At 68.9% G+C, this 24,195-nt stretch carries 24 protein-coding genes; 8 read left to right on the top strand and 16 right to left on the bottom strand.

The window, feature by feature from the left end:
• Positions 1-199: 199 nt before the first annotated feature.
• Positions 200-1,111 carry a LysR family transcriptional regulator gene (locus AB4Y42_RS32295; RefSeq protein ID WP_368690110.1) on the top strand — a complete coding sequence of 304 codons (912 nt, stop codon included), beginning with the start codon at positions 200-202 and terminating at the stop codon, positions 1,109-1,111.
• A 45-nt stretch (positions 1,112-1,156) separates the two neighbouring features.
• Here the strand turns inward: AB4Y42_RS32295 and AB4Y42_RS32290 are convergent, their stop codons facing one another.
• The 5 genes from AB4Y42_RS32290 to AB4Y42_RS32270 all read right to left on the bottom strand — a co-directional run bounded on the left by AB4Y42_RS32290 (position 1,157) and on the right by AB4Y42_RS32270 (position 6,911).
• Entirely contained in the window at positions 1,157-1,981 is an 825-nt protein-coding gene (locus AB4Y42_RS32290) for a formylmethanofuran dehydrogenase subunit C (protein WP_368690111.1), read from the bottom strand.
• The gene (fhcD, locus tag AB4Y42_RS32285; RefSeq protein WP_368690112.1) at positions 1,978-2,928 is read right to left on the bottom strand and encodes a formylmethanofuran--tetrahydromethanopterin N-formyltransferase; all 951 of its coding nucleotides are present in this window, start codon (positions 2,926-2,928) and stop codon (positions 1,978-1,980) included. The genes AB4Y42_RS32290 and fhcD overlap by 4 nt, the downstream gene beginning before the upstream one ends.
• Positions 2,925-4,625 carry a formylmethanofuran dehydrogenase subunit A gene (locus AB4Y42_RS32280; protein ID WP_368696439.1) on the bottom strand — a complete coding sequence of 567 codons (1,701 nt, stop codon included), beginning with the start codon at positions 4,623-4,625 and terminating at the stop codon, positions 2,925-2,927. Before AB4Y42_RS32280 ends, fhcD begins: the two co-directional genes overlap by 4 nt.
• Complete coding sequence (locus tag AB4Y42_RS32275; RefSeq protein ID WP_368696438.1) at positions 4,622-5,914, bottom strand: formylmethanofuran dehydrogenase; 1,293 nt, start codon at positions 5,912-5,914, stop codon at positions 4,622-4,624. Before AB4Y42_RS32275 ends, AB4Y42_RS32280 begins: the two co-directional genes overlap by 4 nt.
• A 283-nt stretch (positions 5,915-6,197) precedes the next feature.
• Positions 6,198-6,911, bottom strand: a complete 714-nt coding sequence (locus AB4Y42_RS32270; RefSeq protein ID WP_368690115.1) for a HisA/HisF-related TIM barrel protein — start codon at positions 6,909-6,911, stop codon at positions 6,198-6,200.
• A 13-nt stretch (positions 6,912-6,924) separates the two neighbouring features.
• On the opposite strand from AB4Y42_RS32270, the gene AB4Y42_RS32265 reads away from it, so the two are divergent.
• From AB4Y42_RS32265 to AB4Y42_RS32255, 3 genes are read left to right on the top strand one after another with little or no spacing between them, the layout of a single operon-like run.
• The gene (locus AB4Y42_RS32265) at positions 6,925-7,941 is read left to right on the top strand and encodes an ATP-grasp domain-containing protein (protein WP_368690116.1); all 1,017 of its coding nucleotides are present in this window, start codon (positions 6,925-6,927) and stop codon (positions 7,939-7,941) included.
• The gene (locus tag AB4Y42_RS32260) at positions 7,898-9,025 is read left to right on the top strand and encodes a hydantoinase/oxoprolinase family protein (RefSeq protein WP_368690117.1); all 1,128 of its coding nucleotides are present in this window, start codon (positions 7,898-7,900) and stop codon (positions 9,023-9,025) included. Before AB4Y42_RS32265 ends, AB4Y42_RS32260 begins: the two co-directional genes overlap by 44 nt.
• 36 nt (positions 9,026-9,061) lie before the next feature.
• Positions 9,062-9,652: an aspartate kinase gene (locus AB4Y42_RS32255; protein ID WP_368690118.1), complete on the top strand. Its 591-nt coding sequence runs from the start codon at positions 9,062-9,064 to the stop codon at positions 9,650-9,652.
• A 32-nt stretch (positions 9,653-9,684) separates the two neighbouring features.
• On the opposite strand, the gene AB4Y42_RS32250 is transcribed toward AB4Y42_RS32255, so the two are convergent.
• The 4 genes from AB4Y42_RS32250 to AB4Y42_RS32235 are packed head-to-tail and all read right to left on the bottom strand — an operon-like array spanning position 9,685 to position 12,999.
• Positions 9,685-10,401, bottom strand: coding sequence for a (5-formylfuran-3-yl)methyl phosphate synthase (locus tag AB4Y42_RS32250; protein WP_368690119.1), 717 nt, complete (start codon positions 10,399-10,401; stop codon positions 9,685-9,687).
• Entirely contained in the window at positions 10,398-10,994 is a 597-nt protein-coding gene (locus tag AB4Y42_RS32245; RefSeq protein WP_368690120.1) for a DUF447 domain-containing protein, read from the bottom strand. The genes AB4Y42_RS32250 and AB4Y42_RS32245 overlap by 4 nt, the downstream gene beginning before the upstream one ends.
• Positions 10,995-12,380 carry a DUF6513 domain-containing protein gene (locus tag AB4Y42_RS32240; protein ID WP_368690121.1) on the bottom strand — a complete coding sequence of 462 codons (1,386 nt, stop codon included), beginning with the start codon at positions 12,378-12,380 and terminating at the stop codon, positions 10,995-10,997.
• Between the two features lie 22 nt (positions 12,381-12,402).
• On the bottom strand, positions 12,403-12,999 hold the full coding sequence (locus AB4Y42_RS32235; protein WP_368690122.1) for a flavoprotein: 597 nt from the start codon (positions 12,997-12,999) through the stop codon (positions 12,403-12,405).
• 349 nt (positions 13,000-13,348) lie between these two features.
• Between AB4Y42_RS32235 and AB4Y42_RS32230 the strand changes: the two genes are divergently transcribed.
• Positions 13,349-13,873: a dihydroneopterin aldolase gene (locus tag AB4Y42_RS32230; RefSeq protein WP_368690173.1), complete on the top strand. Its 525-nt coding sequence runs from the start codon at positions 13,349-13,351 to the stop codon at positions 13,871-13,873.
• Between the two features lie 66 nt (positions 13,874-13,939).
• Here the strand turns inward: AB4Y42_RS32230 and AB4Y42_RS32225 are convergent, their stop codons facing one another.
• The 7 genes from AB4Y42_RS32225 to AB4Y42_RS32195 form a co-directional block, all read right to left on the bottom strand.
• On the bottom strand, positions 13,940-14,854 hold the full coding sequence (locus AB4Y42_RS32225; RefSeq protein ID WP_368690123.1) for a triphosphoribosyl-dephospho-CoA synthase: 915 nt from the start codon (positions 14,852-14,854) through the stop codon (positions 13,940-13,942).
• Entirely contained in the window at positions 14,851-15,813 is a 963-nt protein-coding gene (locus AB4Y42_RS32220) for a RimK family alpha-L-glutamate ligase (protein ID WP_368690124.1), read from the bottom strand. The genes AB4Y42_RS32225 and AB4Y42_RS32220 overlap by 4 nt, the downstream gene beginning before the upstream one ends.
• A gap of 1 nt (position 15,814) precedes the next feature.
• A complete protein-coding gene (gene mch, locus AB4Y42_RS32215; protein WP_368690125.1) occupies positions 15,815-16,855 on the bottom strand; it encodes a methenyltetrahydromethanopterin cyclohydrolase in 1,041 nt (346 codons plus the stop codon).
• Positions 16,830-18,083 carry an ATP-grasp domain-containing protein gene (locus AB4Y42_RS32210; RefSeq protein ID WP_368696437.1) on the bottom strand — a complete coding sequence of 418 codons (1,254 nt, stop codon included), beginning with the start codon at positions 18,081-18,083 and terminating at the stop codon, positions 16,830-16,832. Before AB4Y42_RS32210 ends, mch begins: the two co-directional genes overlap by 26 nt.
• A 7-nt stretch (positions 18,084-18,090) precedes the next feature.
• On the bottom strand, positions 18,091-19,008 hold the full coding sequence (locus AB4Y42_RS32205; RefSeq protein ID WP_368696436.1) for an NAD(P)-dependent methylenetetrahydromethanopterin dehydrogenase: 918 nt from the start codon (positions 19,006-19,008) through the stop codon (positions 18,091-18,093).
• 37 nt (positions 19,009-19,045) lie between these two features.
• Positions 19,046-20,095, bottom strand: a complete 1,050-nt coding sequence (locus AB4Y42_RS32200; RefSeq protein ID WP_368690128.1) for a beta-ribofuranosylaminobenzene 5'-phosphate synthase family protein — start codon at positions 20,093-20,095, stop codon at positions 19,046-19,048.
• A 173-nt stretch (positions 20,096-20,268) separates the two neighbouring features.
• Positions 20,269-21,234, bottom strand: coding sequence for a LysR substrate-binding domain-containing protein (locus tag AB4Y42_RS32195; RefSeq protein WP_368690129.1), 966 nt, complete (start codon positions 21,232-21,234; stop codon positions 20,269-20,271).
• Between the two features lie 350 nt (positions 21,235-21,584).
• Between AB4Y42_RS32195 and AB4Y42_RS32190 the strand changes: the two genes are divergently transcribed.
• From AB4Y42_RS32190 to AB4Y42_RS32180, 3 genes are all read left to right on the top strand, one after another.
• The gene (locus AB4Y42_RS32190; RefSeq protein WP_368696435.1) at positions 21,585-22,646 is read left to right on the top strand and encodes a fructose-1,6-bisphosphatase; all 1,062 of its coding nucleotides are present in this window, start codon (positions 21,585-21,587) and stop codon (positions 22,644-22,646) included.
• Positions 22,647-22,687: 41 nt separating this feature from the next.
• Entirely contained in the window at positions 22,688-23,560 is an 873-nt protein-coding gene (locus AB4Y42_RS32185; protein ID WP_368690131.1) for a phosphoribulokinase, read from the top strand.
• Positions 23,561-23,625: 65 nt separating this feature from the next.
• Positions 23,626-24,186: an HAD-IA family hydrolase gene (locus AB4Y42_RS32180; RefSeq protein WP_368690132.1), complete on the top strand. Its 561-nt coding sequence runs from the start codon at positions 23,626-23,628 to the stop codon at positions 24,184-24,186.
• The last annotated feature ends 9 nt before the right edge of the window (positions 24,187-24,195 follow it).

The raw sequence follows: 24,195 nt of genomic DNA, 5'->3' as shown, positions 1-24,195 counted from the left end.
GAAAAGACTCATTCCGGTTTCTTATCCAACCCATAACCAGCCGCGCAAGCCAATAGCCGCGGGCCTCGCGCCTGCGAGGAATACCCCGTCGTAGGCATTGCCGCACTAGCCGCCGCTGGTACAGTGAAGGCATGGTGCGGGCGCTTTTCTGCGCGGCCGCGAGGGGGGGCTGAAGGTTGGCGACGAATAGAGGAAGCGCATGCTTAACCTGACATTGCGGCAATTGCGGGTTTTCGAGGCGGCGGCGCGTCACCTGAGCTTCTCGCGCGCGGCCGAAGAGCTGCACCTCACCCAGCCGGGCGTATCGGCACAACTTAAGCACCTCGAAGAAGCCATCGGCATGCCGGTGTTCGAGCAGATCGGGCGGCGCATCTTCCTCACCGAGGCGGGCCGCGAGGTGTATAGCCATACGCGCTCGATCCAGCAGCAGCTCAAGATACTCGAAGAGTCGCTCGACCAGATGCGCGAAACGAAGCAGGGGAAGATCCGCGTGTGCGCCGTGACGGGCACGGCGGGCCATCTCGCGCTCGAGTGCGTTTCACGCTTTACGAAGGCGTTTCCCGGCGTGCGTGTGCGCCTGAAGTTCGCGAACCGCGAGGCCGTGCTGGGCGCACTGGCCAGCAATGAAACCGATCTGGCGATCATGGGCCAGCCGCCCGAAGGGCAGGGGCTCGTTGCGCAGCCGTTCATGAAGAACCCGCTGGTGGCGATCGCGCCGCCCGATCACCCGCTCGCGCGGCAGCGCGCCATACCGCTGGCTGCGCTGGAGGACGAAATCTTCGTCGTGCGCGAGCCGGGCTCGGGCACGCGGCGCGTCATGGAGCGTTTTTTTGCGGAGCACCGCATCCGTTTTCGCCCCGGGCTCGAGGTGAGCAGCAACGACGCGGTCAAGTGCTGCGTCCACGCCGGCATGGGGCTATCGATCGTGCCGTTGCAGACCATCCTGCCGGAGCTGGAGACGCTGCGCCTGAAGGTGCTGGACGTGGAGCGTTTTCCGATCGTCCGCTACCTGTATATCGTGCATCGCGAGAACAAGCATCTTTCGGCGGCGATCGAGGCGTTCAAGCGGACGTTGATCGACGAGGCGCAGAAGGTAGCCGACACGGCGTAGCGCGTCTCGGTAAGGTGACGCGCACGCGCTGCTTCGCCAAACCGTCTAGCGCGCGAAGAGGAGTTCCCCCTTGCCGTCCACGGAAATGTCGCCCAGGAAACGCCTCGGCGCCTCGCTCGCCAGCTCGCCGAACACGCCCCCTTCGCGCGCGAGGCTGCGCGTGAGCAGGCGCCAGAAGACGCTCGCTTCGGCATGGTTTTCGACGAAGCGGTTGGTGCCCGGCGCCTGCCGCTGGCCGGGCAGCAGCAGCGAGCCGCGCCGCATGCCATAGGCGAGGTGCTCGCCCACGCTGCCCGAAATGCCGATCGTGCCCGCCACCATGCGCGAGGCCGCGAACGCACCCGCGTTGCCGAACACGAGCGCCGTGCCGCGCCGCATACGGTCGCCGAAGCGCTCGCCGGCGTGGCCGCGCACGATGAGGATGCCGCCGCGCATGCCGTCCATGCTGCCCGGCAACGGCGCCGCCGCGAAATCGCCGGTGTCGCCGCCAATCTCGATGCGCCCGCCCGCCATCTCACAGGCCGCGAAGCTGCCGGCGCCCGCGCTCACGACGATCGATCCGGCGCTCATCTGCGCGCCCACGAGGTCACCTACGCCGCCTTCCACGATGATCGTGCCGCCGCTCATCGCGCAGCCAATGCGGTCGAAGCGGCGCAAGTCGCCTTCGAAGGCGATGCACGGCGGCGCGTCGGGCGTCGCGTGCGCGCGGACGTCGAACAGGTCTGCGAGCGCGATGCGCTCCGTCCCATGCCAGAGCCCCACGCGTTCGATCTCCGCTTCGCTCGAAGCGGCCAGCGCCGCGGGCAGCAGGGTGCGCGCGTCGATGCGCAGCGCGGGCGGCTGCTTGATGCGCAGCGTGATGCGCTTCATGGCGTCTCTCCGTGGCCGCACAGCCGGTGCAGATGAAAGTGGAAGGGGCCGAGCTTGCCGCCATAATTGCCCGCTGCGATACGCGTGACGCCCGCTTGCGCGCCGCGCGCGGTCACGGCTTCGATGCCGGCGCGCATCGCATTCGCGACGTCCGTCTCGCTGAGCCCGTCGATCACGATCTCCAGCACGCAGCGAGTCTCGCCGTTCAACGCGGTGCGCGGCGCGAGGCCCGCAAGCGTGGGGCAATACGCGTCGTTGGTCGAGGCGGGCAGCGCCGCATACTTCGAACCGACCTTCGAGCCCGAGCGCACCACGCCGCCTGGAAACGGCATGATGGCGTTGGGCACGCGCCGCATCGCCTCGACCGCGGCCTCGGCGGCGGCGAGCGCCGCGTCGGTGTCGCGTGCGAGCAGCAGCAGGTTGCCGCCGCCCACCCCCTTGATGACGGCAGTCGTTTCCTGCGCAACGAACTCGCCGTCCATGACGGGCACGCGCCAGTAGCGCACGCCGTCGATCATCTTCGAGACTTGCCAGCCGTCGCCGAAAAAGCGCAGGTTCTTGCCGAGCGCGATGGCCTCGCCCTCTGCGATCCCCGCATAAACGGCCGTGGTCGGGCAGGTGAGCACGCACTGGCCGACACGGCGCTCGACCTGTTTGGCCAGTTCCTTGCCCGACATCGAGAAAAGCAGGATCGCGATGCCAGGCCGGCCGTCAGGCGAGGCGTCTGGCGCGAATTCGCGCTCGATGGCGGCTTCGCAGCCGCAGGCGATCACCGAGGTCGCGAAGCCCGTGGCCGCCACCGCCGCGTGGCGCGCCCAAACGGCATTGTGCGCGGTGATGACGAGCCGCGTGGCCTTCATCGGAAAGGCTTCTGCGAAGGTGTCGTCGATCGTCACGCCGTTGATCGTGAGCGGCGGCTTTTCCGCGGTGCCCGGGGTTGCGCTCATGCCGGCTGTCCTCCGGTCGTCTCGTGGTGCACGCCGCACGCTGTTGGCAGCAGGCGCCCGCCGTTGCAGCACGAACACAGCTCGTCGCGGCTTATCGCGGCGTGGCGGATGTTGTACGCGAGGTGGCGCTCGCCATACTCGCTCAGCGTGCGCTCGATCGAGCGGTCGAACTCCGGCTCGACGAAATGCGTGCCGCCCACGGGAGTCGCGACGATGCGGCCAAGGCGCGCAACCAGTTCGCCGTCCTTGAAGACATACTCCGGTGTGCTGAACATGGCTTCACGGTCGGCGTTCTCGCGATACACGGCAATGTCGGCGGCGGCGCCGGGGCTCAGCCGGCCGCGCTCGCGCAGGCCGAGCAAGCGGGCCGGCGCGGCGCGCGTGAGGACCGCGATCTCGTCGAGGCTCAGTTCGCGCGTCATGCCCGCGAGCGCCGACTGCTGCACCACCTCGGGATGCAGCTTCGCGAGCTGCTCGTCGCGGAACGACTTGTCCATCAGCAGCCGGATCAGATGCGGATAGCTGGTGAACGGGCCGCCGTTCGGGTGGTCGGTGGTCAGCGTGATTTGCCAGGGGTTCTTCACCATCAGAAAGAGCTCGAGACCAATCGTCCATTGCAGCGCATTCACATAGCTCGCTTCGCGATAGCGGAACGGCACCACGCCGCAGCCCGCGTCGCACTCGATATCCCCCGCGATCCACTTGCGCGGCGAGGCGAACTCGGCCTGCTTCACCTGCTTCATGATGTCGCCGGAGGCCGTGACGGTCTGTCCGAACATGATCTGGCCAACGTCGATGGAGATGTGCGGATTCGCGTTGACGGCCTCGGCAATGCGCTCGGCGGCCGACGAGAACTTGCGTGGCCCCTCGGCGCCGTAGCTATGGAACTGGATGTGCGTGATGTGGCCTGGCAGCCCTTCGAGCGCGTCAATGGTCGCGAGCGTGGACTCGACGTTGCCGGGCACGCCCAGATTGCTCGCGTGAATGTGCAGCGGATGCGGAATGCCCAGTTCGGTCAGCGCGCGCGCGAGCGTATGGAGGACCTGGCGCGGCGTGATCGCGTAGTGCGTGTGCGCTTCATCGACGTCGAGGCTGCGCTGGTTGAATTTGAACGCGGAAATGCCGCCCGGGTTCACGACCTTCACGCCCAGCGCCTTCGTCGCGTTGATGGACCACCCCACGTAATCGCGTAGCCGCTCGAAGTCCGCGTCCTGCGCAAGCAGGCGCAGGAATAGCTCGTCGTTGCCCAGCATCACGTAGGCGCCGTGGTCGATGATCGGCGTGTCGCCCATCTCCAGATGCGTGTGCCGCGCGTTCGACGCGATCATCGCCGGCTCGAACGCGGCGGTGTAGCCCATCTCGGCGTAGCGGTAACCGGTCGCCAGCGTGCCGGGCGTGCAGACGCCGCACGAGGCCAGCTCCAGCGCATTTTCGGCTTCCTCGCGCTGCATGCGCAGCCGGTGGTCCTCGGGTAGCAGCATGCGGGCGAGATTGACCTTGCCGCCGCCGATATGCGAATGCATGTCGATGCCGCCCGCCATCACGGCCATGCCGGTGGCGTCGTATTCGCGATCCACGGGTTCGTTGGCGGGAAGCTCGACGATGCGGCCATCGCGCACGCAGATATCGGCGATCTGCCCATTGACCCGGCTTGCGGGATCGAATACGCGGCCGCCGCGCAGACGAAACGTGCTCATGCGGCGTTCTCCCTTCGGGATGCGAGCTTTTCGCCGAGCGTGGCGGCGAAAGCGGCGACAGTGGGCAGCGTGTCTTCGTAGACCGGCGTGAGCGGCAACACGACCCCGCCGTCGGCGCGGAACAGGTGCCCCGGCGAGCCGATGCCCGGCGTGGAGACGGGCACGAAGAGCGTGGGACCGGCACGGTCCGCGCACGCCGCGGCGAGGCCCGGATGGCCGAGCACGATCGTTGGGACCGCGGTGCGCGGCGGCGGGAGGTCCGCGCCGAAGCTCGCGACCCAAACGAGCGCGTCCACGGCATGGTCGGCGAGCAGGCGCGCCGTGTCGTAGCGCTGCGGCGCATGCTCGAGGCCGCTGCGATGCACACCCGTGCGCAGCGGCAGGCCGGAGAGCCAGGTGAGCGTCTGGTTGACGCTCGCGCCGCCGTCGTCGTCGCCGAGCGCGAGGCCGCCCGCGCGGCGGGTGCGGTTGAGCGTTTTCAGCAGACGATCGAAGCCTTCAACGAGCAGCGCGGCGTGCGGCCCTGGCAAATCGGCGGGAGTCCATACGATCGCGGTGTAGTCGGCCGCGCGCATGCGCTCGATCAGCGAGGTCAGGGCGGCCATGCTGGATACGGACGTCTCGCGCGGCGACTTGCCGTTGAGCAGCGCGTTGGTGGTGGCGAGGGCGTCGTAGAGGTCGCCCTGCAGCGGCACGGTCAACGCCTCGACATCGGCCCGGCTTGCCAGCGCCGGGTCGGCCTCGCAGCCGAAGAAGACTACGGTGCGGTGCGCCGGTCCCACGCCAGCCGCATCGGCGCCGACTGCGCAGCGCGCGAAGAATTCCGGATACCGCACCGAAGGCGACGCGCCGATGCAGACGATGAGGTCGGCGCGATTGCGGATCTCGGCGAGCGTCGTCGTGAAGGCGCCGCGGTCCTGCAGGGCAGTCAGGCCGTGCATCAGCGAGCGGCCATGCGCGTGATCGACGATGGCTCCGCACGCGTTGGCCAGCCGATAGAGAGCGCGCGCGCCGGCGACGTCGGTGGCCATGCCGCCGAAGAGCGGCTGGCGCGCACGGGCCAGCCATTGCGCCGCCGTGTCGAGCGCGGTTGGCGCATCGGCGGGCTGACCGTTCAGCATGGGCGTGGCCGACGAAGGCGTGGCGCCGAACTGGGCGAGCCCGCGCGCGGCGCGTGGGCAGCTCGTGCCTGCCGGGGTCAGCGTCTCGCCGCGCGCGACGCTGAAGCGGTCGCACAGCAATGCGCAGAACGGGCAGGTCCAGGGTGGGGAGTGAAGAGTCGCATCCATGCCTGCCGATTTGCAAGGCGTGTGCCATGCGCGCTGCGGCGGGCGGCTGGGCGTTTGCCGTGCGATTCGCGGCTGCATACGCGCACGGCGCGCGCCGTGCACGGCACACAATGCGCACGGCGTGCCGCGCCTGCGTCACACAGTGTCACGCAGGCATCACGCCTGGTTCACATGCGCCCGCGCGCCGGGGCCCGCCGCTGCCATTACACCCGTGAGCGATTGCGTGCGCACGCCACTGGCATGAAACGTGATTGCTGGGATGTGGCTTGCGCCATGCGCGCAATCAGGATGCGGAAGAAGGAGGGGGTGCAGGGAACGCAGCGGGAATACGCCGCTCGTGCAATGCGGAGGCCACGAGCCACGCACTCGCGCCCGATGCCGCCGCCGCTTGCAGATCGTCTGCATTGCGAATGCCGCCGGCGCCGATGATCTGCCGTTGCTCCGCGCGTTGCCGGACTTCGGCGATCGCCGCGAGCGAAGGGCCTTCGAACGAGCCCACGCGCTCCAGCGTCATGACGATGAGGCGCGCGGGCCAGTGCGACGCATCGGTCCAGCACTGCGGGTCGCCGAGCGGCGTGTCGTGACGGCGGTCGAGCGAGAGGATCGCGTTGGCGGGCAGTTGCGCCAGCGCACCGGCGTGCAGCGATTCGCTGCCGAAGACCGGTGTGAGCAGGGCGCCGCTTGTGCCCAGCGCCGCGACCAGCGTGCTGGCCGCAGCGGGATCGGTGAAGCCCGCGTCGAGCCAGAGTTCGACGCCGGGCAGCGCGCCGGCGAGGCGGCCGAGCAGTTCGCGTTGCGGTGCGCCGTGCATGATGCCGTCGAGATCGGCGACATAGAGGACACGGGCGCCACAGTAGTCGAGCAGGGCGCGTGCGGCATCCACGGGATCGCTGCCGCGGCAAAGCTGGGATTCGAGCGGGCGGTAGCGGCTGCGCTCGCCGCGGACGGCGCGTACCGCGGTGCCGCCGAGTACGTCGATGACAGGAATGATTTGCATGGGGGAGCGAGCAATGACGAAGGTACTGGTCTACGAATATATCAGTGCGGGCGGCGACACGGCAGCCGCTGCCGTGCCGGAGCTGCTGGCGATGGGGCGCGCGATGCGCGATGCCGTTGCGGGCGATCTCGCGCGCATCCCGGGCGTCGAAGTGACCTGCGTGGGCAGCGCGAGCGAAGCCGCCGCAACCGGCCCGCGTGCACCGGCGCTGACGTGGCGCGCGCCGCCGCCTGGGCACGATGCCGTCGCTTTCGTTGGCGCGGAGGCGCTGCATCACGACATGGTCTGGGTCATCGCGCCCGAGACCGGCGGCGTGCTCGCCGCGCTGTGCGGCGCGGTCGACGCCACGCGCTGGATAGGTTGCGACGCGGCCTCGCTGCAAATCGCGGGCAGCAAGCGTGCAACGGTGCGGCACCTCGCGCAGGCCGGCGTCGCGACGACGCGCGCGTGGTCCGCCGAAGCGCCCTTGCAGCCCGACGCGCCCGCGTGGGTCGTCAAGCCCGATGACGGCGCGGGCGCGCTCGACACGCGGTTCTACGACGATTGGCGCGAGGCTCAGTCCGCGTTCCTCGCCCGTCTCGCGGCGCAGGAGCGCGTGACCTTCGAGGAGTGGGTGGAGGGCGATGCGCTGAGCCTTTCATTGCTGTGCACGCCGGACCACGCGGAACTGCTGAGCGTGAACTGGCAGCATATCGGCGTGACGCAGGGCCGGCTGGCCTACGAAGGCGTAACGGTCGGCGCGATCTCGCTGGACAGTCTCGTGGGCCATGCCTGTGCCGAGCTCGCGGCGCGCGTGGCGCGCGCGCTGCCCGGGCTGGCGGGCTTCGTCGGCATCGACCTCGTCTGGCATCGCGAGCGGGGGCCTGTGCTCATCGAAATCAATCCGCGCGTGACCTGCGCTTACGCCGGACTCTCCGCACGGCTGGACACGAATCTGGCGGCGCGCGTGCTGGCGGCGCATCGGGAAGCCCATCGCGAGGTACATCATGAAGAACAGACCGGGGCCGAGCGGATTTGCTATGTCGCCTGAAATCGTGATCGGCTGGGATATTGGCGGCGCGCATGTCAAGGCGGCGCGCGTCGTACAGGGCCGCGTGCTCGACGTCGCCCAGTGGGCCTGTCCGCTCTGGCAGGGCCTCGCGCAGCTCGACGCCGCGCTCGGCGAGGCCGTCGCGCGCTGGCCCGATCTCGCGCGCGCCACCCACGCGGTGACGATGACGGGCGAAATGGCGGATCTGTTCGAGCACCGCGAGGCCGGTGTGAGCGCGCTCGCGCAGCGCTTCGCCGCGCACCTCGGCGCACGCGTGGTGTTCTACGCGGGCGAGGCCGGGTGGTGCGCGCTCGACGGCGTGGCCGCGCACTGGGCGCGCATTGCTTCCGCGAACTGGCTCGCCACGGCGCAGGTCGTCGCGAGCCGCCTGCGCGACGCCGTGCTGATCGACATCGGCAGCACGACCACCGACCTGATTCCGGTGCGCGGCGGGCGAATCGTCGCGCGCGCCGCCGACGACGCGGGGCGCCTGCGCACGGGCGAGCTGGTCTACCAGGGTGTCGTGCGCACGCCGTTGTGCGCGCTTGCGCAGCGCGTCGGCTTTCGCGGCGAGACTTACAACGTGATGAACGAGCACTTCGCGACCACGGCCGACCTCTACCGTCTCACCGGCGAGCTCCAGCCCATGCACGACCAGCATCCCGCAGCGGACGGCGGCGGCAAGGACGCCGCGGCCACGCGCCGCCGCCTCGCGCGCATGCTCGGCCATGACGCGCGCGATGCGACGGACTCTGAATGGATGGCGCTGGCGCACCATTGGCGCGACCTGCAACTCGCGCATCTGGCCGCGAACCTCACGCGCGTGCTGGGGGCCAGTGCGCTCGCGCACGATGCCGTGGTGGTCGCGGCGGGCTGCGGCGCGTTTCTCGCCGAGGCGCTGGCGGCCTCGTGCGGCTACGAGGTCGTGCGCTTCGCGACGCTCGTCGAGGCCCGCGCCGATGCGGCTGCGTGGGCGCAGGTCTGCGCGCCGGGCGCGGCGGTCGCGCTGCTGTTCGCCGGCAGCGCCCGACGCGAGGCGACGAGTATGGCAAGTGCGGCAGGCGCCCATGCGGTGCTCGTCTGACATGGTGGCGAGCGCGATGCCGCCAAGGGAGCCCTTATGTGGGTGGTGAAGCTGGGCGGAAGCTTGAGCCGCGATCCGCTGCTTCGAACGTGGCTGAACGAGTTGAGCGAGCTTGGCGGCGGCCGCGTGGTGATCGTGCCGGGCGGCGGCGGCTTTGCGGACCAGGTGCGCGAGCATCAATCGGTCTGGCGCTTCGACGACGTGGACGCGCACAACATGGCGGCGCTCGCGATGGCGCAGCACGCGCTGATGATGAAGGGCTTATGCCGCCGGCTCGTGGTCGCGGCGCGCGAGACGCAGATCCGGCATGCGCTCTACGAAGGCAGGACCGCCGTATGGGCGCCATTCGACCTGCTGCGCCAGCAGGCCGACCGGTTGACGAGCTGGGACGTGACCTCCGATAGCCTCGCGGCGTGGCTCGCCAACCGGCTGAACGCGGAGCGGCTCCTGGTCGTCAAGTCGTGCGAGATCGATCCGGCGTGCAGTGTGGGGCAACACGTGGCGCAAGGCGTGCTCGACCGGCGCTTCGCCGAGTTTACCCGCGACGCCTCCTATCCTTTCGAAATCCTGAACAAGCACGACTGGCCGCGTGTGCGCGAGCTGCTGCTGCACGCGGCGACGTCCTGACCGGTACGAGCGGCGCAAGCCGCTCACGTCACTCAAGCGGCTTGCGCGGCCTCATACGGCATGCCTTGCGTGTGGCCGCTGAGCGCCGCGCGCAACGCCTGCACGCGCGCGGCTTCGAGCCGGCCGGTGCGCGCGCCCTTGCACAGCGCGCTGCGAAAGCCCGCGAAGTCGGGCAGCAGCGCGCGTATGCGAGGCACGTGCTCGATCCTCAGCGCGCCGGCGAGCCCGACCATCACCTCGTGTGCGCGCGCGATCTGCACCATGCTGTCGAGCACGGCGAGCGGCACGCAGCGAAACAGCCCGCCGGTGTCCTTGCGCGCCGTATCGGCCATCACCGCGGCGAAGCCCAGTTCGCAGGCGTACTCGACGAGCGTGAGGTCGAGCCCGTCGTCGCAGAGCAGCACGGGCACCATCGTCCAGCGCAACGCGCGCATGCGTTCGAGTGTCTCGCGCGCCGCGCGGCCCGGTGCCACACCCGCCTTCACATAGTTCACGCCGCAGCGGCCGATGGCGTCCGAGTAATGGGTCATCGCCTCGTGGTCGCCTGCGCGCAGGTCGCCGATCGTCGCGCTCACGGGCAGGCCCGGGTGGGCCTCGCGCAGCGCGCAGACGATGCTCGCGACGCGCGCCGCAGGCAGCGCGCCCAGGGCGCCCGCGCGCGGCTCCTTGAGGTCGATGAAATCGGCGCCCGCTGCGGCGGCTTCGCGTGCCTCGGCGAGGTCGCGCACACTGGTGAGGAGTCGGATCATGATGCTTCGCGCTCGAAGGCGCGCTCCGTGCGTGAGTAAAAGGCGGCAACCGCCCCGGTGAGCCATTGCCAGGCTTCGCGTTCGGCGGGGCCCGCCGTCCTTTCGATGGCGATCGTGAGCCAGTCCATTTCCGTTTCGATCTTCTCGCGCGGCAGCAGGTGCAGGCGGCTCACCAGCACCGCCGCTTCGATCACGGCGGCCTGGGCGCGATTGAAGCCGGTGAAGGGCGCATGAGTGGCTTCGGCCACGCGCCGCATCGTCAGCACCGGGCGACCCGGGTCGCCGCTCTCGTGCTCGAGGCGCAGTTCGGCATGTGCGAGCGAGCCCGCCAGCCGCACGCAGGGCACCGTGCCGGCAGGCAGCGTGGGCCAGCGCCGGCGGCCCGTCACGCAGCCAGCGAAGACGCGCACGTCGGTGGTGAAGTTCATCACCGCGCAGCCGGTCGCCATGACGTTGTCATAGGTGGTGGAGGGGCGGAACGGCATCAGGATCACGCGCTCGCCTTCGCCGTCTCCTTCGAAGCGTGCGCCCATCGGCGCGACATGCGGCGTGCCGTTGGCCGAACACGTGGTGACTACGGTTTCGTGAATCATTCAGGCCTCCTTGCGCATCGTCGTGCCCGGCGCGCATTGCTCGAGCAGGTTGTCCGCATCGCGCCCGGCGGCGCAGCCCCAGTCGAGCGACTGGTCCTGCGCGTAGCGCTTGCCGAGGCGCGACGCCACCTCCGCGCGCGCGAGTTCCACGCCCATGTAGAAGGCGTGCGCCCCGTCGTCTTCGAGCTTCAGGCGCGGCCACAGCGCAAACGGATCGGTGGCCACGTGATGGCCGTCGCGGTTGTAGACGTGCACCCCCGCGCTCGACACCTGCACCCGGAAGTTCGGATCGCGGATAGCGCGCGCGGTTTCGGCAATCTCTTCGGGCGTGTCGGGAAAGGGCCGCTTCGCGTGCACGGTCATCAAGTCGTCCGAGATTCCCTTGGGCAGCGTGCGCATCTCGCGGGCGGCATACATGACGCGGCGCGCGACATCCGCTTCACGAACGGCGCGGCGTGCATGCTGGCTCACCTGAGTCGTCAGGATGGCGGAGATGCCCAGCTCCACCCCCATGCCGAGCAGGACTGCGTTGATCCCGCTGGTGTCGGCCTCGGTCAGCTCGGTCACGTTACCGACGCCCATCATGATCGGCGCTTCGGGAAACGCGTCGCGCACGCGCTGGTAGCGCAGCAGCGACTTCAGCAGTCCGAACGGAATCGGGTCGAGAATCGGATCGGCGAGAAATGGCCGGCCCAGCGCGCTCACGGCTTCGATGGCGGCGAATAGCGAAGCCTCGTCGCCGGGCTCGCGCGGCACGAGAACGGGGGTCGACTCGACCTCGTTGAGAATCCACATCGTCTCGCTCGAGAGGCTCAGCAGATAGTCGGCGCCGACGCGGCCGCCGCGTACCAGCTCCTTCGCGTCCATCGAATCGACGCTCACCTTGAAGCCGCGCTCCTTGAGCGCCTTGACCGAGTCCGCCAGATGCGCAAACGGGGTGGAGGGCAGGCAGCCCAGGTCGATCACATCGGCGCCGTCCTCGCGCAAGCGCGTGGCGCGCTGGCAGATCTGCTCGACGTCGAGTTTCGGTGCGTCCACGATCTCCGCAAAAATCGCGATGTCGTAGCGCGAGAGATCGACGGGACGCGCCGCGCGGTTGAAATACGCGGGGAGGTCCTTGAGCTCTTCGGGGCCGCGCTCGAACGGAACGCCGTAATGGGCCGAGAGCGCGTCGAGGTCGCCGCGGCAGCGGCCCGGCACGACCACGCGGTCGGCGGCGATGGGCGCACTCACGCGGCGGCGGATCATGTCGGCCGTCATGAGCGCCGCGACCTGCAGGCCGATTTCGCGGATCTCCCAGGTAAACGGCGCGGGCTCGAGGCTGCGCAGCACCCGCTCGAGGCCCGGCTGGGCGAGGCGTCCGGTGAGAAAGACGATGTGTTCCATGATGCATGCGCCTCGCAAGGTTTCAAGCCGGCAAGGCCGCGAGCAGCCCGAGCGTTCGATGCCGGGCGTCGAGCGCCTCGCGCAGCGCCTCGATCGAGTTGGCCACCACGCAGTGATCGATCTGCCGCAGGCGCTCGACGTTCTGCAGCTCGATGTTGCGCGGCCTCAGTTCCACCCATTCCTGGGGGCTTTTCGTGACCACGACGGGTTCGGTGTCGCAGGCAAAGACGAGGCTGGGAATGCCGAGCTTGCCCGCCTGGGCGAACAGGTTGGTCGGCAGCGTGTCGGAGATGCCGAATGCGCACTTGGCGACCGTGTTGCTCGTGGCGGGCGCGATCACGAGCGTGTGATAGTGGCCGGCTTCATAGAGCATGCCCACCGGCACGGCGCTCGCGCTGTTGTCGCGGAACACGCGAAAGCGCGTCTTCAGCGGCGCGACGCCGATCTTGTAGAGCGGCAGTACCTCTTCTGCCGCGCGTGAGAGGAACAGGTCGACGTTGGGGAATGCGGCGGCCAGGGCGAGCGATTCTTCGAGGTAGTGCCCCGATCCGGTGATGGCCCACGCGAGGCGCGGCCTCGCGAGCGTCGCTTCGTCTTCTGTGTCGTGCGGTCGAGTCATCGTTCACCTTCGTTATTGCCATGAGCCTTTGGTCTCGGCCATGAGCCGTTGCCATGGACAGTTGCCGCGCGTTGCGCCGGCAGGTTGCGCAAATTGCGATACACAGTGTCACGGGCCGCGGCGCGTTGCGGATGCACCTGGCCCGGCCTGTGCCTCGTCGCGCCTGCTTGCGCCTGCTTGCGCGCCGCTTCGCTGCCGGTCACGCCCCGCATGCTTGCGACATTCGTGCCTGGGACGGTTCTTGCATGACGTCGGCACAGGCCGCGCGCCCGGGGAGGGCGCAAGGCGAGCCGCGCCGCGAGCGGACGACAGCGGGCCGGCATTTCCCATGGAAGCGAGAGGAGCAATGATGAACGCAATCGACACGAGCATGTTCGACCGGCCGGCGCGGTACGCGGGCGGCGCGGTGCCGCAAACCGAAGGCGAGAGCGCGCAGCCGATGGATATCATCTTCATCGAAGGCTTTACCGGCGAGACGGTGATCGGCATCGACCCGGAGGAGCTGCATGACCCGCAGCCGGTGCAGATCGATCTCTGGGCGGGCTTGCCGCGCAGCCGCGCCTGTGAAACCGACGCGATTGGCGACACCATCGACTACGGCAAGGTCCACGGCGCGCTGCTGGCGCTGCTGGCGAATCATGGCGTGCAACTGCTCGAGGCGCTTGCCGAGAGCATCGCGCAGATGCTGCTGGTCGATTTCGGCGCGCACTGGGTCCGCGTTGCGCTCGTGAAGCCACGCAAGTTCGCGAATGTGAAGGCCGTGGGCGTGACGATCGAACGGCGCCGCGCGCCTGCCGCCGCTGCGCCGAGGCGCGAAGGCGTGGCGCTCGCGCTGCTAGGCGCGGGGATGTTTCCGCCGGAAGGCGGGCTCTGACGCGAGGCGGGGACGGGGACGGGCCGAGCTGTTGCCCGGCCGGCCGTTTTGCTGTGCCGCTCCCGTCTACAGCGCTGAGGTCGTCGAGGATGCAATGAGCGTGGGGTCCATGCAGGCGGCGGCGAACAGCGTCGCCACCATGAGGTCCGCGCTCGTGCCCGGATTGAGACCGGCCGACTTGAGCGCCGCGTCCCATTCGTCGAGCGCGTGGGGCGCGAAGAGACGCTGCGGGCCGCCCGCGAGCCAGGCTGCCGCTTCGCTCGACACGCGCTGCGCGCACGCTTGCCCGTGCTTACGCGCGATGTGCGAATCGGGCCAGCGCGCGAGAAAACCGAGCCAGGTGAGCAACACCGCGTCGGCGAGCGACGTGGGAGAGGCGGTCCGTGCCGCGCGCACTGCGCGGAACGTGGTGAGCCCGAAACCCAGCACGTCGCGAAAGTCCTCGACATACTGGCGCGCAATGCTGTCGCGATCGGCGGCGAGCGACATGGCGGCGCGCAGATCGACGGTGGGCACCGTGTGCACGCTTTGGCTCGGCGCCTCGCCAAGTCCGCCTGGGTTCGCGAGTGCAATCGCCCGGTAGGCCGCGCGGGCGTCCGCGACGGTGAGCGAGCGCAACACGCCCTGCATGGCCTGGATCGGCGCGATGAAGCAGGCGTGAGGCGGCTGCGCTTCGAAGGCCGCGGCGAGCGGCGTGCACAGCAGCACGATGCCGAGATTCGTATTGCAGCCGGCGGCGGCGCGTGTGCCGGCGATGGCCGCTTCGATACGCGCGCCCACTGGCGCCCCGCGCCGCGCGAGCGGGCCACTGGCGGCCTGGGCGCTGACGAGGAAGAGATCGGCGGTCATGCCGTGGCCTGCCGATGCGAAACTGACGTTGCCGGGCTTCGCACATGCCACGTCCTGTTCGCAGGCCCAGAGAAACGCCGCTTCGATGGCCGCGGCCGGGTCGATGGCCGCGAGGTTGTGCCGTGCATTCATGCGACCGCCTCCCGAAGCGTGGCGGCATCGCCGTGCGCGAGCCTGCGTTCGAGCAGGTCGTCGACGATGCAGCCGGCGATATCGAACGGTGTGACCGACTGCAAGCCGCGCCACGCGGCCACGCCGTTCACCTCGATGACCTGGGCGCCGGACGCCGAAGCGTCGCACGGGACCAGATCGATCCCGGCATAGTCGAGGCCGAGCGCGTCGCTCGCGCGCTCGGCGAGTTGCGCGAGTTCCGGTGTGAGCGGCTGCGCTTCGCAGCGCCCCCCCTGCGCGACGTTGTGCACCCAATGCTCGCTCACGCGCCGCATAGCGGTCACGGCCCGGCCGCCCACCACCAGCACCCGCCAGTCGAAGCCGGGCGTGCCTGGCGCGACGGTGGGCGGGACGAAGCGTTGCAGATAGGCCAGCTTGCCGTAATCGCGCAGGGCGGGCAGCGAGGCGCAGCCGCTCTCGCCGCCGCCAAGGCGCATGAGCCCTTTGCCTTGCGAGCCGAACAGCGGCTTGAGCACGACCTCGCGGCCGGCCGCCGCTTCGCGCATGACGATGCGGCGCGCGTGCGGCTCGGATTCACCGGCCCAGGCGGGCGGCGTCGGAACGCCGGCGCGATGCAGCAGGAAGCTCGTCATCGACTTGTCGACGCTGCGCTCGATGGCGCGCGCGTCGTTGTAGACCGGCACGCCGAGTTCGCGCAGCGCGTGCAAGATGCCGAGGCGCACGGTCACCTGCTCGAAGGTCCCGCCCGCGATACCGCGCACGATCACCGCGTCCGGCAGGCCGCGGCCAAAGCCGGGAATCACGAGGCCGTGCGCGGCCCAGGTGGTGTCGATGCGGCAGTCGGCGAGGTCCACGCAGCGGCCCTGCGCCCCGCGCTCGCGCAGCGCGCGTTTGAGGCGCGCGGTGTGCCAGCCCGTTTCGTCGGTCATGATGGCGATGCGCAGCACATGAGCGTTCATGTCAGGCCTCGGCGAGCCACAGCGGGTGAAGCAGATCGAAGCGCGTGGCGCCCGCGTGCCAGGTGCGGCCCGTTGCGAGGCTCGTTACCCACGCCTCGGCGGGCGCGAACAGCGCCGGGTCGATCCGGTAGAAGTCGTAGTCGTACTCCGTGAAAATCTCGGCGAACGAGCGGCCGAAGTCGCGCGATGCCGAAGAAGGCAGGCGCTGCGCGAGATCGCGCGCGGCATCGTCGCCGCCGTTCACCATGAGGTGGACGCGGCCGCCGTAAAGGATCGCGTCGTTGGTGCGGCCCATCGCCTCGATCGCTTCGCGCGCGGGCGGCGGTAAGGGCGCGCTCGCACTGCCCTCGACGATGTCGCCGAGCGCGAAGCCGAGCACGTGCGCCTTGTGCAGCGCGACTTCGAGCGCACGCGCGACCACCTGCGTCGTGCCCGCGCGGCTAGCCGTCGGAGTGAGGATCAGCGTGAGTCCGCTCGGGTCGAGCCCGCAGTCGCGCAGGATCTTGTCGATGACGACTCCGGGCGGGGCGCGATCCACCTCGAGCACGAGGCAGCCGCTCGACGCAACATCGCGATAGCGCAGTTCTTCGTAGAGCGGCTCCTTGCATGCGAGCGAGCGCGCCGGTCCCGAGCCGAGCGCGAAGAACTTCTTGCCGCCGGTTTCCTCCTTCGAAGCGGCGAGACTCCAGCCCGCGTACTGGCTCGCGAGGCACGCGAGTACCGGCTGCGCGCTCGCGATCTCGACCAGGGTGGGCCATTCGTCGCGCGCGCTCGCGCCGCTGTTGGCGCGCATGCGTACGGAGCCGAGCCCGCCCATGCAGATGGCGGCGATTTGCGCGCCGGCCGCGACGCTGCCGGGCGTCTCGATGCCGGCGTCGACGATCAGCACGCCGCGCGCGTCGCGGCGCGCCACGATGCCGAGTTCGGCCTGCCTCTCGAGCAGCGAGGCGAGCAGGGGCTGGGCGAGCGCGTTGACGCTGAGCGCTGCGGTGTGGGTAGCCGTGTTCGTTGCGGACTCAACGATGGGCGAGTGAGCGTTCATGGGACACCTCGAGCAAGTTTTCGATGGCGGCGGCGCGGGCGCAGACTTCGGCGCGCACCGCATGCGCGGATGTGCCCGGCGCACAGGCCGCCGAGACAGTGCAAAGCGGGGTGCCGGCGGCGATCGTGCTGCCGGCGGCCGGGATGTCGTGACACCAGCCGAGCCGCTGTGCCCGCGCCTCGAACGCGGGAGTGACGGTATGGCTGGTTTGCGCGAACACGACCAGGTGGCCGCGCACCGGCTGGGTGTGCCGGGCCGCCTGCGGTGCCGCCATGTGTTCGAGCGCTTCGAGCGGCTCGCCCCGGCAGGCACGCACATGAAGCGCGAGCAGCGGGGCGAGCGGGTCATGGTCATAAAGCGCCATCGTGGCGGGCGGCCGCGCGTTGACTTCGAGCACGATGCAGCGTTCGCCGTCGCTCAGGAAATCGAGGCTGTTGAGCCCTGCGAGACCGCTCGCCGCGACGATTGACTGCACGGCGTGATGGACTTGCGCCGCGAGCGTGGGGGGCACAGGTGCGGGACCGATCGCGCCGCGCCAGGCGAACGGGTGGGCGCCGTGCGGCGTGACGATCTGCTCGCTGATGCCGAGTACCGCGGCGCGGTGCCCATCGGCGAGAAACAGTGCCGACATCGAATGTCCTGCGCACAGGCGCTGGTAATACACATCGGCGCGGTCATCGCGCGCCGGGGCATCAGGCGCGTCCGCCAGGCGGATATGCCAACCGCCCGTGCCTCGGGCGTCCTTGCGTAGCCAGCCGCTGGTGTCGCGAGGGCGATCCATTCGCGTTTCGGGAAACGCGATGCCGTTTTTCTCGAGCAGCGCGAAGAAATGCTCAGGAAAGCGAACGGCATCGTAGGCGTGCCGCGCATTGCCGAACAAAGGCAAGCGCTCGATGCCCGTGTGCAGCAGTTCCGGGCAGGCTTCGAAACCGCTGCCAGCGATCCAGCCCATGACGCCGGACAAGCGGCGCGCGTGTTCGAGCGCGGCGCGCGTGCGAACCGGGTCGAGCATCAGCGCCGCGGGGTCGCCAACCGGTTGCCAGTGCTCGCTTGCGCGCCGCGTGTCGCTGTCTCCGAACAGATCGAGCGCGATCGCGCGCCAGCCCGCGCGCTGCGCCGACTCGGCGAGCATGCGCGCGGACAGCCCCGCGACGACGATGGCGGGCTTGGTCACGTCTGCCACGTGCGCGACGGCATGCACGGGAGGAGAGGCCTGGGCGTCGCGCATCGCCGTTTCAGGCCGTCTGGGTCTCGCGCTCGGCCATCACCTCGCGCGCGAGCGCAAAGGCCTCTTCGAAGCCGAGATAGACCGGCTTCGAAGCCGCGAGCATGCGCTCGAACAGGCGTCGCTGCACTTGATACTTGACGTTGCCGATCGCCAGCGCGCCAACACCGAGTGCCCCGTGCAGGCCGAACGGCTTGCCGTCGTCGGCGACGCCCACACCGTCGATGCCTGCCGGCGGCACCGCGTTGACATCGGCCGCGACGAGCAGCCCCGACGCCTGGTCGACCTGGCGCGTGTTCATCACCTGCACGCCGGCCGCGGCGGTAGCGAAGACCACCTCGGCGCGTGCGAGCGCGCTATCGAGCGCTTCGGGTGACTGAGCATCGGCGCCGCGCGTCTGCACGTCAAAGCGCACGTTGATGCGGTTGCTCGCGGCCTGCGCGGCTTCGAGCCCGCGGCTGCTCGCGATCGAGACCAGCGCACCCGCGCGCGCGGCCAGCACGCCCGCGATTACGCCCACCGGTCCCGTGCCGCCCAGCATTACGATGCGTTTGCCTTCGAGGCTCGTGTCGTGCGCACGCCGCATATGCCACTCGACGCTCGCCACGAGCGCCGCGGCCGTCGTATAGGCGCCGCTTGGATCGGCGAACACGGAGACTTCGAACGGCGGCACCATCGCCTCGCGCGCGCGCAGCAGCATGTCGGCGGCCAGCACGACGTCGCGGCCGCCAATGAAGAGGCCCGTGTGCGCGACGCCTTTCGGGCCACGCGAGAAGATCGCGTCCTGCGTGAGCGCGGCGACGTTGTCGATGCCGACATCGGCATAGGGCACCACGACCTGGTAGCCCGCGTCGACGGCCATGTTCACGTCGAACGGACTCATCTGCCGGGTCGGTGTGAACATGTGGAGGATGTAGGGACGTTCCATCGTTGTTCGAGTTTCGATGAGAGGTTGAAAGAGGGCGTCAGGCCGCCGCTGGCGTATGGATGACGGTCGCGCCGGCGTTGCGCCCCTTGACGATTTCGAGCCGCAGTGACGGGCCGACCACGCCGGCCTTGCGCGCTGCCGCCACCGCTTGAGCGGCTTCGTCGTGCGAGGCGAGGATGGCGAAGCCCGTTGGGCCCCACGAGCTTTGCCCGATGCCGCCGCAATGCCGCGCGCCGATCCAGTCGAGCACGCGTGCGACGGCGGGGCTCGTATAGATGCCGCCTTGCGAAGCCGCGAAGTAGTGGCCGATGCCTTCCTGCAGCTCGCTCACGCCGCGTGCGAACGGCGCGAAATCGCGCTCGGCGGCGGCAGGCAGGATCTGCATGAGCGCGAGATGGCACGCGTGGGCGGCCAGCGCCTGCGGAAACGGCGGCAGCGCGGCCATCGCCTTGCGCTCGGCGTGGCCGGACAAGCCGGTGCGCGCGTCGTCGAGCACGAGCAGCACGCGCCATTCGTCGGGAAACGGCAGGCGCGCGAGCGTGGGCGGCAGCTCCGTATCCGAGCGCGGGCCGCCGTCGAGAATCAGGCCGCCCTGCTCGAAGCCCGCCACGCCTATGCCCGAGCGTGCGCCGCGTGCGAGCGCAAGCGCGAGCTGCGCTGCGTCGAGCGAGAGTCCGTGCAGCCGCGCGAAGGCGTGGCCCACGCTGAGCGCGAGCTGCGTGCCCGAGCCGAGCCCCGCATGCACCGGCAGCACATGGCGCAGGCGCACGTCGAGCGGCGCATGCAGGCCGCTCAAACGCTTGAGGGCATCGATATGCGCGCGCAGGCGCGGCAGCTCCTCGCTCGCATAGGGCGGCGCCTCGTAGCGATCGGCGCAGGCCTCGCCGTGGTCGCCGTCGCCTTCGTGTGCAAGAAGACGCATCTCGAGGGTCGTGCTGATGCCGTCGATCACGAGGCCGAGGCTGCCGAAGCGCCGGCCTAGCGAGGCGCCTGGATCGAGAAAGCCAAGATGCAGCCTCCCGGGCGCATTCACCGTGACGGCGCTCGCGTGCCTCGTGGGGTGTTGCGTCGTCGCGTATTGCGTCATGAGCGCTTCCTCGAATCGATGAGCGGACAACTTCAGTCCGTACCGACCGACGCAAGCGTCATGCCATGTGCGCTGTCTGAGTTCGATACGTGCGTATAGGGGGCGCGGGTCATCCGCGCATCACGAGCGCCGCCGCGTTCACTGCGCGCCTGTGCCGATTCGGTGACAGTGTGTCACCCGCCGCGCCGGATCCGCACCGGGGAAATGGGCAGATCCGCGTATTCACCGGCGAGGTACATCTCGGTGTTTTCCATGACGAAGCGGCGGAACGACTGGCAGGTGGGCGAGAGCTGCCGCGCGTTCAGATGCACGATTTGCCACGCGCGGTCGATGGGCGTGCCGCTAACGTCGAGCAGCGCGATCTCGCGCGTGCGCAGCTCGAGACGCAGCGTATGCAGCGAAAGCAGGCTGATGCCCATGCCCGCCATCACGGCCTGCTTGATGGTTTCGTTGCTGTCGAGCGTGACGATTTTCGCGGGCGTGAAGAGGTGGTGCTTGAACATTTGCTCGACAACCGTGCGCGTGCCTGAGCCGGGCTCGCGCATCAGGAACGTCTCATGGCGCAATTCCTGCACGTCGATACGCCGGGCGGCGGCAAATGCGTGATGAGGCGCGGCGACGATCACCTGCGGGTTGTACGCGAGCGGTTCCGCGACAGCGTCGAGTTCGCGCGGCGGCCGGCCCATGACCGCGAGGTCGATGGCGTTGTCCTGCAGCATGCGCAATAGCGCTTCGCGATGTGCAATCGTGAAGCGCACGTCGACTTTCGGGAACTGCGCGCCATAGCGCGCGATGAGTTGCGGCACGAAATAGCGTGCCGTGCTGACGAGGCCCACGGAGATCGCGCCGCTATCGGCGAGCGAGAGCGACTGCAAGGCGTCTTCCGCGTCCTTGACCTCGCCGAGGATACGGCGCGCATGATGCGCGAGCGTGACGCCGGCTTCGGTCAGCGTGATCTTGCGCGCGATGCGTTCGAACAGCGGCAGGCCAACGGCTTCCTCCAGCTGCTTGATCTGCATGGAGACGGCGGGCTGCGTGAGATGCAGGTCCTGCGCCGCGCGCACGAAACTGACGTGCCTGGCAGCGGCGGCGAAGATCTGCAACTGGCGCAGCGTGAGCGTGCGAACGAAGTTGAGCATGCCGGATTCGCCTGAAGAAACGTAACGAACAAGCGCGACGAGCAAGCGCGAGGAGAGGTAAGGGATCCCTTATAGGATGACTAAGAATATCTGAATTTCACTGATTCGTGAGTCGCCTTATCGTAGAGATAGCGTAGCGGCGTGCGAATCGGAAGCCGGAGAAGCAGGAGCCGAAGCAAAGGGCGCGATAGCCGCCTGGTGCTCACCTGAACAAGGAGACAACATGAAAGTCCGCACGAAGTTAAAGCGAGACCGCTACGCAGCAAGCGTGATGAAGTATCGCGAGATGGGCCACTGGCAACCGGCCTGCGAGCCGATCGACACCGACGCGCTCGGGCAGTGAGGCCGCCATGCAAAGCACACACGTGACGCTCGACAACTTTCTTGCCGGCGAACTGCAGGGCAAGCGCGACGCCACCGCGGCGGGCAGCCTGCGTATCTTGCTGGGCGAGATCGCGCAGGCGGTGCGCTTGATCGCTTCGATGATCGAGCAGGCTGCGCCCGGCCGGGGCGCACACGATGGCGGCGCGCAGGCAACGCTCGACGTGGCGGCGCGCGAGGTGCTGGCGGCGCTGTGCGAACGCAGCGCATGCGTCGCGGGCTACGCGGCGGCCGGTACGGGCGCCGTGCGGGCCACAGCGGCGGCCGCGCGCGGCGGCTATCTGCTGGCCTTCGATGCGCTCGACAGCGCCGCGCAACTCATGGAAAACGGCCTCGCGGGCAGCATTTTCTCCGTGCGCGAAGCGCTCGGCCCGGTCATGGACGGCTGCGCGCTGCCTGGCGAGGGCCATGTGCAATGCGCGGCGGGCTATGTGATCTATGGCGCCTCGACACTGCTCGTGCTCACGCTCGGGCGCGGCACGCATGGCTTCACGCTCGAGCGCGAAAGCGGCGCGTTCGTGCTCACGCACCGCGCGATCCGCGTGCCCGAGGAGGGCGGCGAACTCTCGGTCGACGGCGCGCGCGAATGCCGCTGGGCCCCGCCTGTGCTGCGTTATGTGCGCGAATGCCGGGAGGGCAGCATGGGCGTGCGCGAGCGCAACTTCAGCCAGCGCTTTAGCGGCTGCGCGCCCGCTGACGTGCATCGCGTCCTCATGCGCGGCGGCGTGGGCATCGTGCCTTGCGAGCAGGGCGAGGGCCAGCGTGCAGACGGCTTGCGCCTCGTGCATGTGGCGCAGCCGCTCGCGTGGATCGTCGAGCAGGCGGGAGGCGCCGCGAGCACGGGCGTCGAGCGTGTTCTCGATCTTCACCGTTGCGCGATCGACGACTACGTTCCCGCCATGCTGGGCTCGAAAAGCGAAGTCGGGCGGCTCGAACGCTATCACCGCGAGTACGAGCGCGGCGTGGACCGGCCGTTTGTTTCGCCGTTGTTCAACGAGCGTTCCTTGTTCCGCCCGGAAGCGTGCGCCTGAGCGCGCACCAGGGCCGACGAACGCGGACGGGGCAAGCCATCATGTCGATCAAACACCCGATTGTGGCCGTGACGGGATCGAGCGGTTCCGGCACGACTACCGTGATGAACAGTTTCCAGCACATTTTCCGGCGCGAGAAAATCAAGGCGCAGATCGTGGAGGGCGATGCTTTTCACCGTCACGACCGCGCGGCGATGCACATCGCGATGAAAGAGGCGGAAGAGAAGCGCCAGCAGTTCAGCCACTTCGGTCCCCCGGCGAATCTGCTGGACAAACTCGAGGAACTGTTCCGCCACTACGGCGCAACAGGCAAGGGCAGCGTGCGCAAGTATGTGCACGACGAGGCCGAAGCCCTGCAATTTGACGTGGAGCCCGGCAAATTCACGCCGTGGACCGACGTCGAGCCCGACACCGATTTGCTTTTCTACGAAGGGCTGCATGGCGGCTTCGTCGGGCACGGCATCGACATCGCGCAGCATGCGGACCTGCTGGTGGGCGTCGTTCCCATCATCAATCTCGAATGGATCCAGAAGCTCCACCGCGACAAGACGCTGCGCGGCTATTCACAGGAGGCGGTGATGGACACCATCCTGCGCCGCATGCCTGACTACGCGCATTTCATCTGCCCGCAGTTCAGCCGCACGCACGTCAATTTCCAGCGCGTGCCCACGGTCGATACGTCGAATCCGTTCACGGCGCGCGACATTCCGAGCGCCGACGAGAGCTTCGTCGTGATCCGCTTCGCCAATCCGAAGGGCATCGACTTTCCCTATCTGCTCACCATGCTGAACGACTCGTTCATGAGCCGGCCGAATGTCGTAGTCGTGCCGGGCGGCAAGATGGGACTCGCCATGCAACTGATCTTCACGCCGATGATCCTCAAGATGATCGACCGGCAACAACGCGCGGCCTGAATGCACTCGAGGCCCGCCCATGCGGAAAACAGGCCCATAGTGGCTCAATAACAGGAGATACCCTCATGCAAGTGATGTCGCGCAACCTGCCTATCGACGCCGTCCTGTTCGATCTCGACAGCGTGCTGCCGTCGATGCCTTCCGAAACCGGCGCCTCGTTCAATCCGGCCGTTGACGCCGCGCTCGACGCGTTGCGCCAGATGGGCCTCAAGCTCGGCGTGGTGACCGACAAGGCCACGCGGTTCGTCGAGCCGCTGCTGCAGCGCTCCGGCGTTTCGATGTGGTTCGACATCGTCGTCGACGGCGATACGCTCGCGCACTGCAAGCCGCATCCCGCGCCGCTGCTGCACGCCTGCGAGGCGCTCGCGGTGGCGCCCGCGCATGCGCTCTTCGTTGGCGGGTCGGAGAACGACGCATTGACGGCGCAGGCCGCCGGCATGCCGATGATCTGCCTGAGCGACGGCGAGATCGACAACTACGACGTGGCGGGGCTGCCTTGCCTGAGTGTGATCGAGGCGCTGGCCGAACTGCCGATGCTCATTGGCGGGCCGCAGCAGTGGCATCGGGCCAAACGTTCGGCGCGTGCGGAGCCGCGCTCCGACGATAGCGGCGGCCTTTATATCTGAGCGGATGGC

It is taken from the genome of Paraburkholderia sp. EG286B (genome assembly GCF_040965655.1).
Classification (GTDB): domain Bacteria; phylum Pseudomonadota; class Gammaproteobacteria; order Burkholderiales; family Burkholderiaceae; genus Paraburkholderia.
The sequence above is the reverse complement of the archived record's forward strand: the minus strand, read 5'-3'. Positions and strand labels throughout refer to the sequence as shown.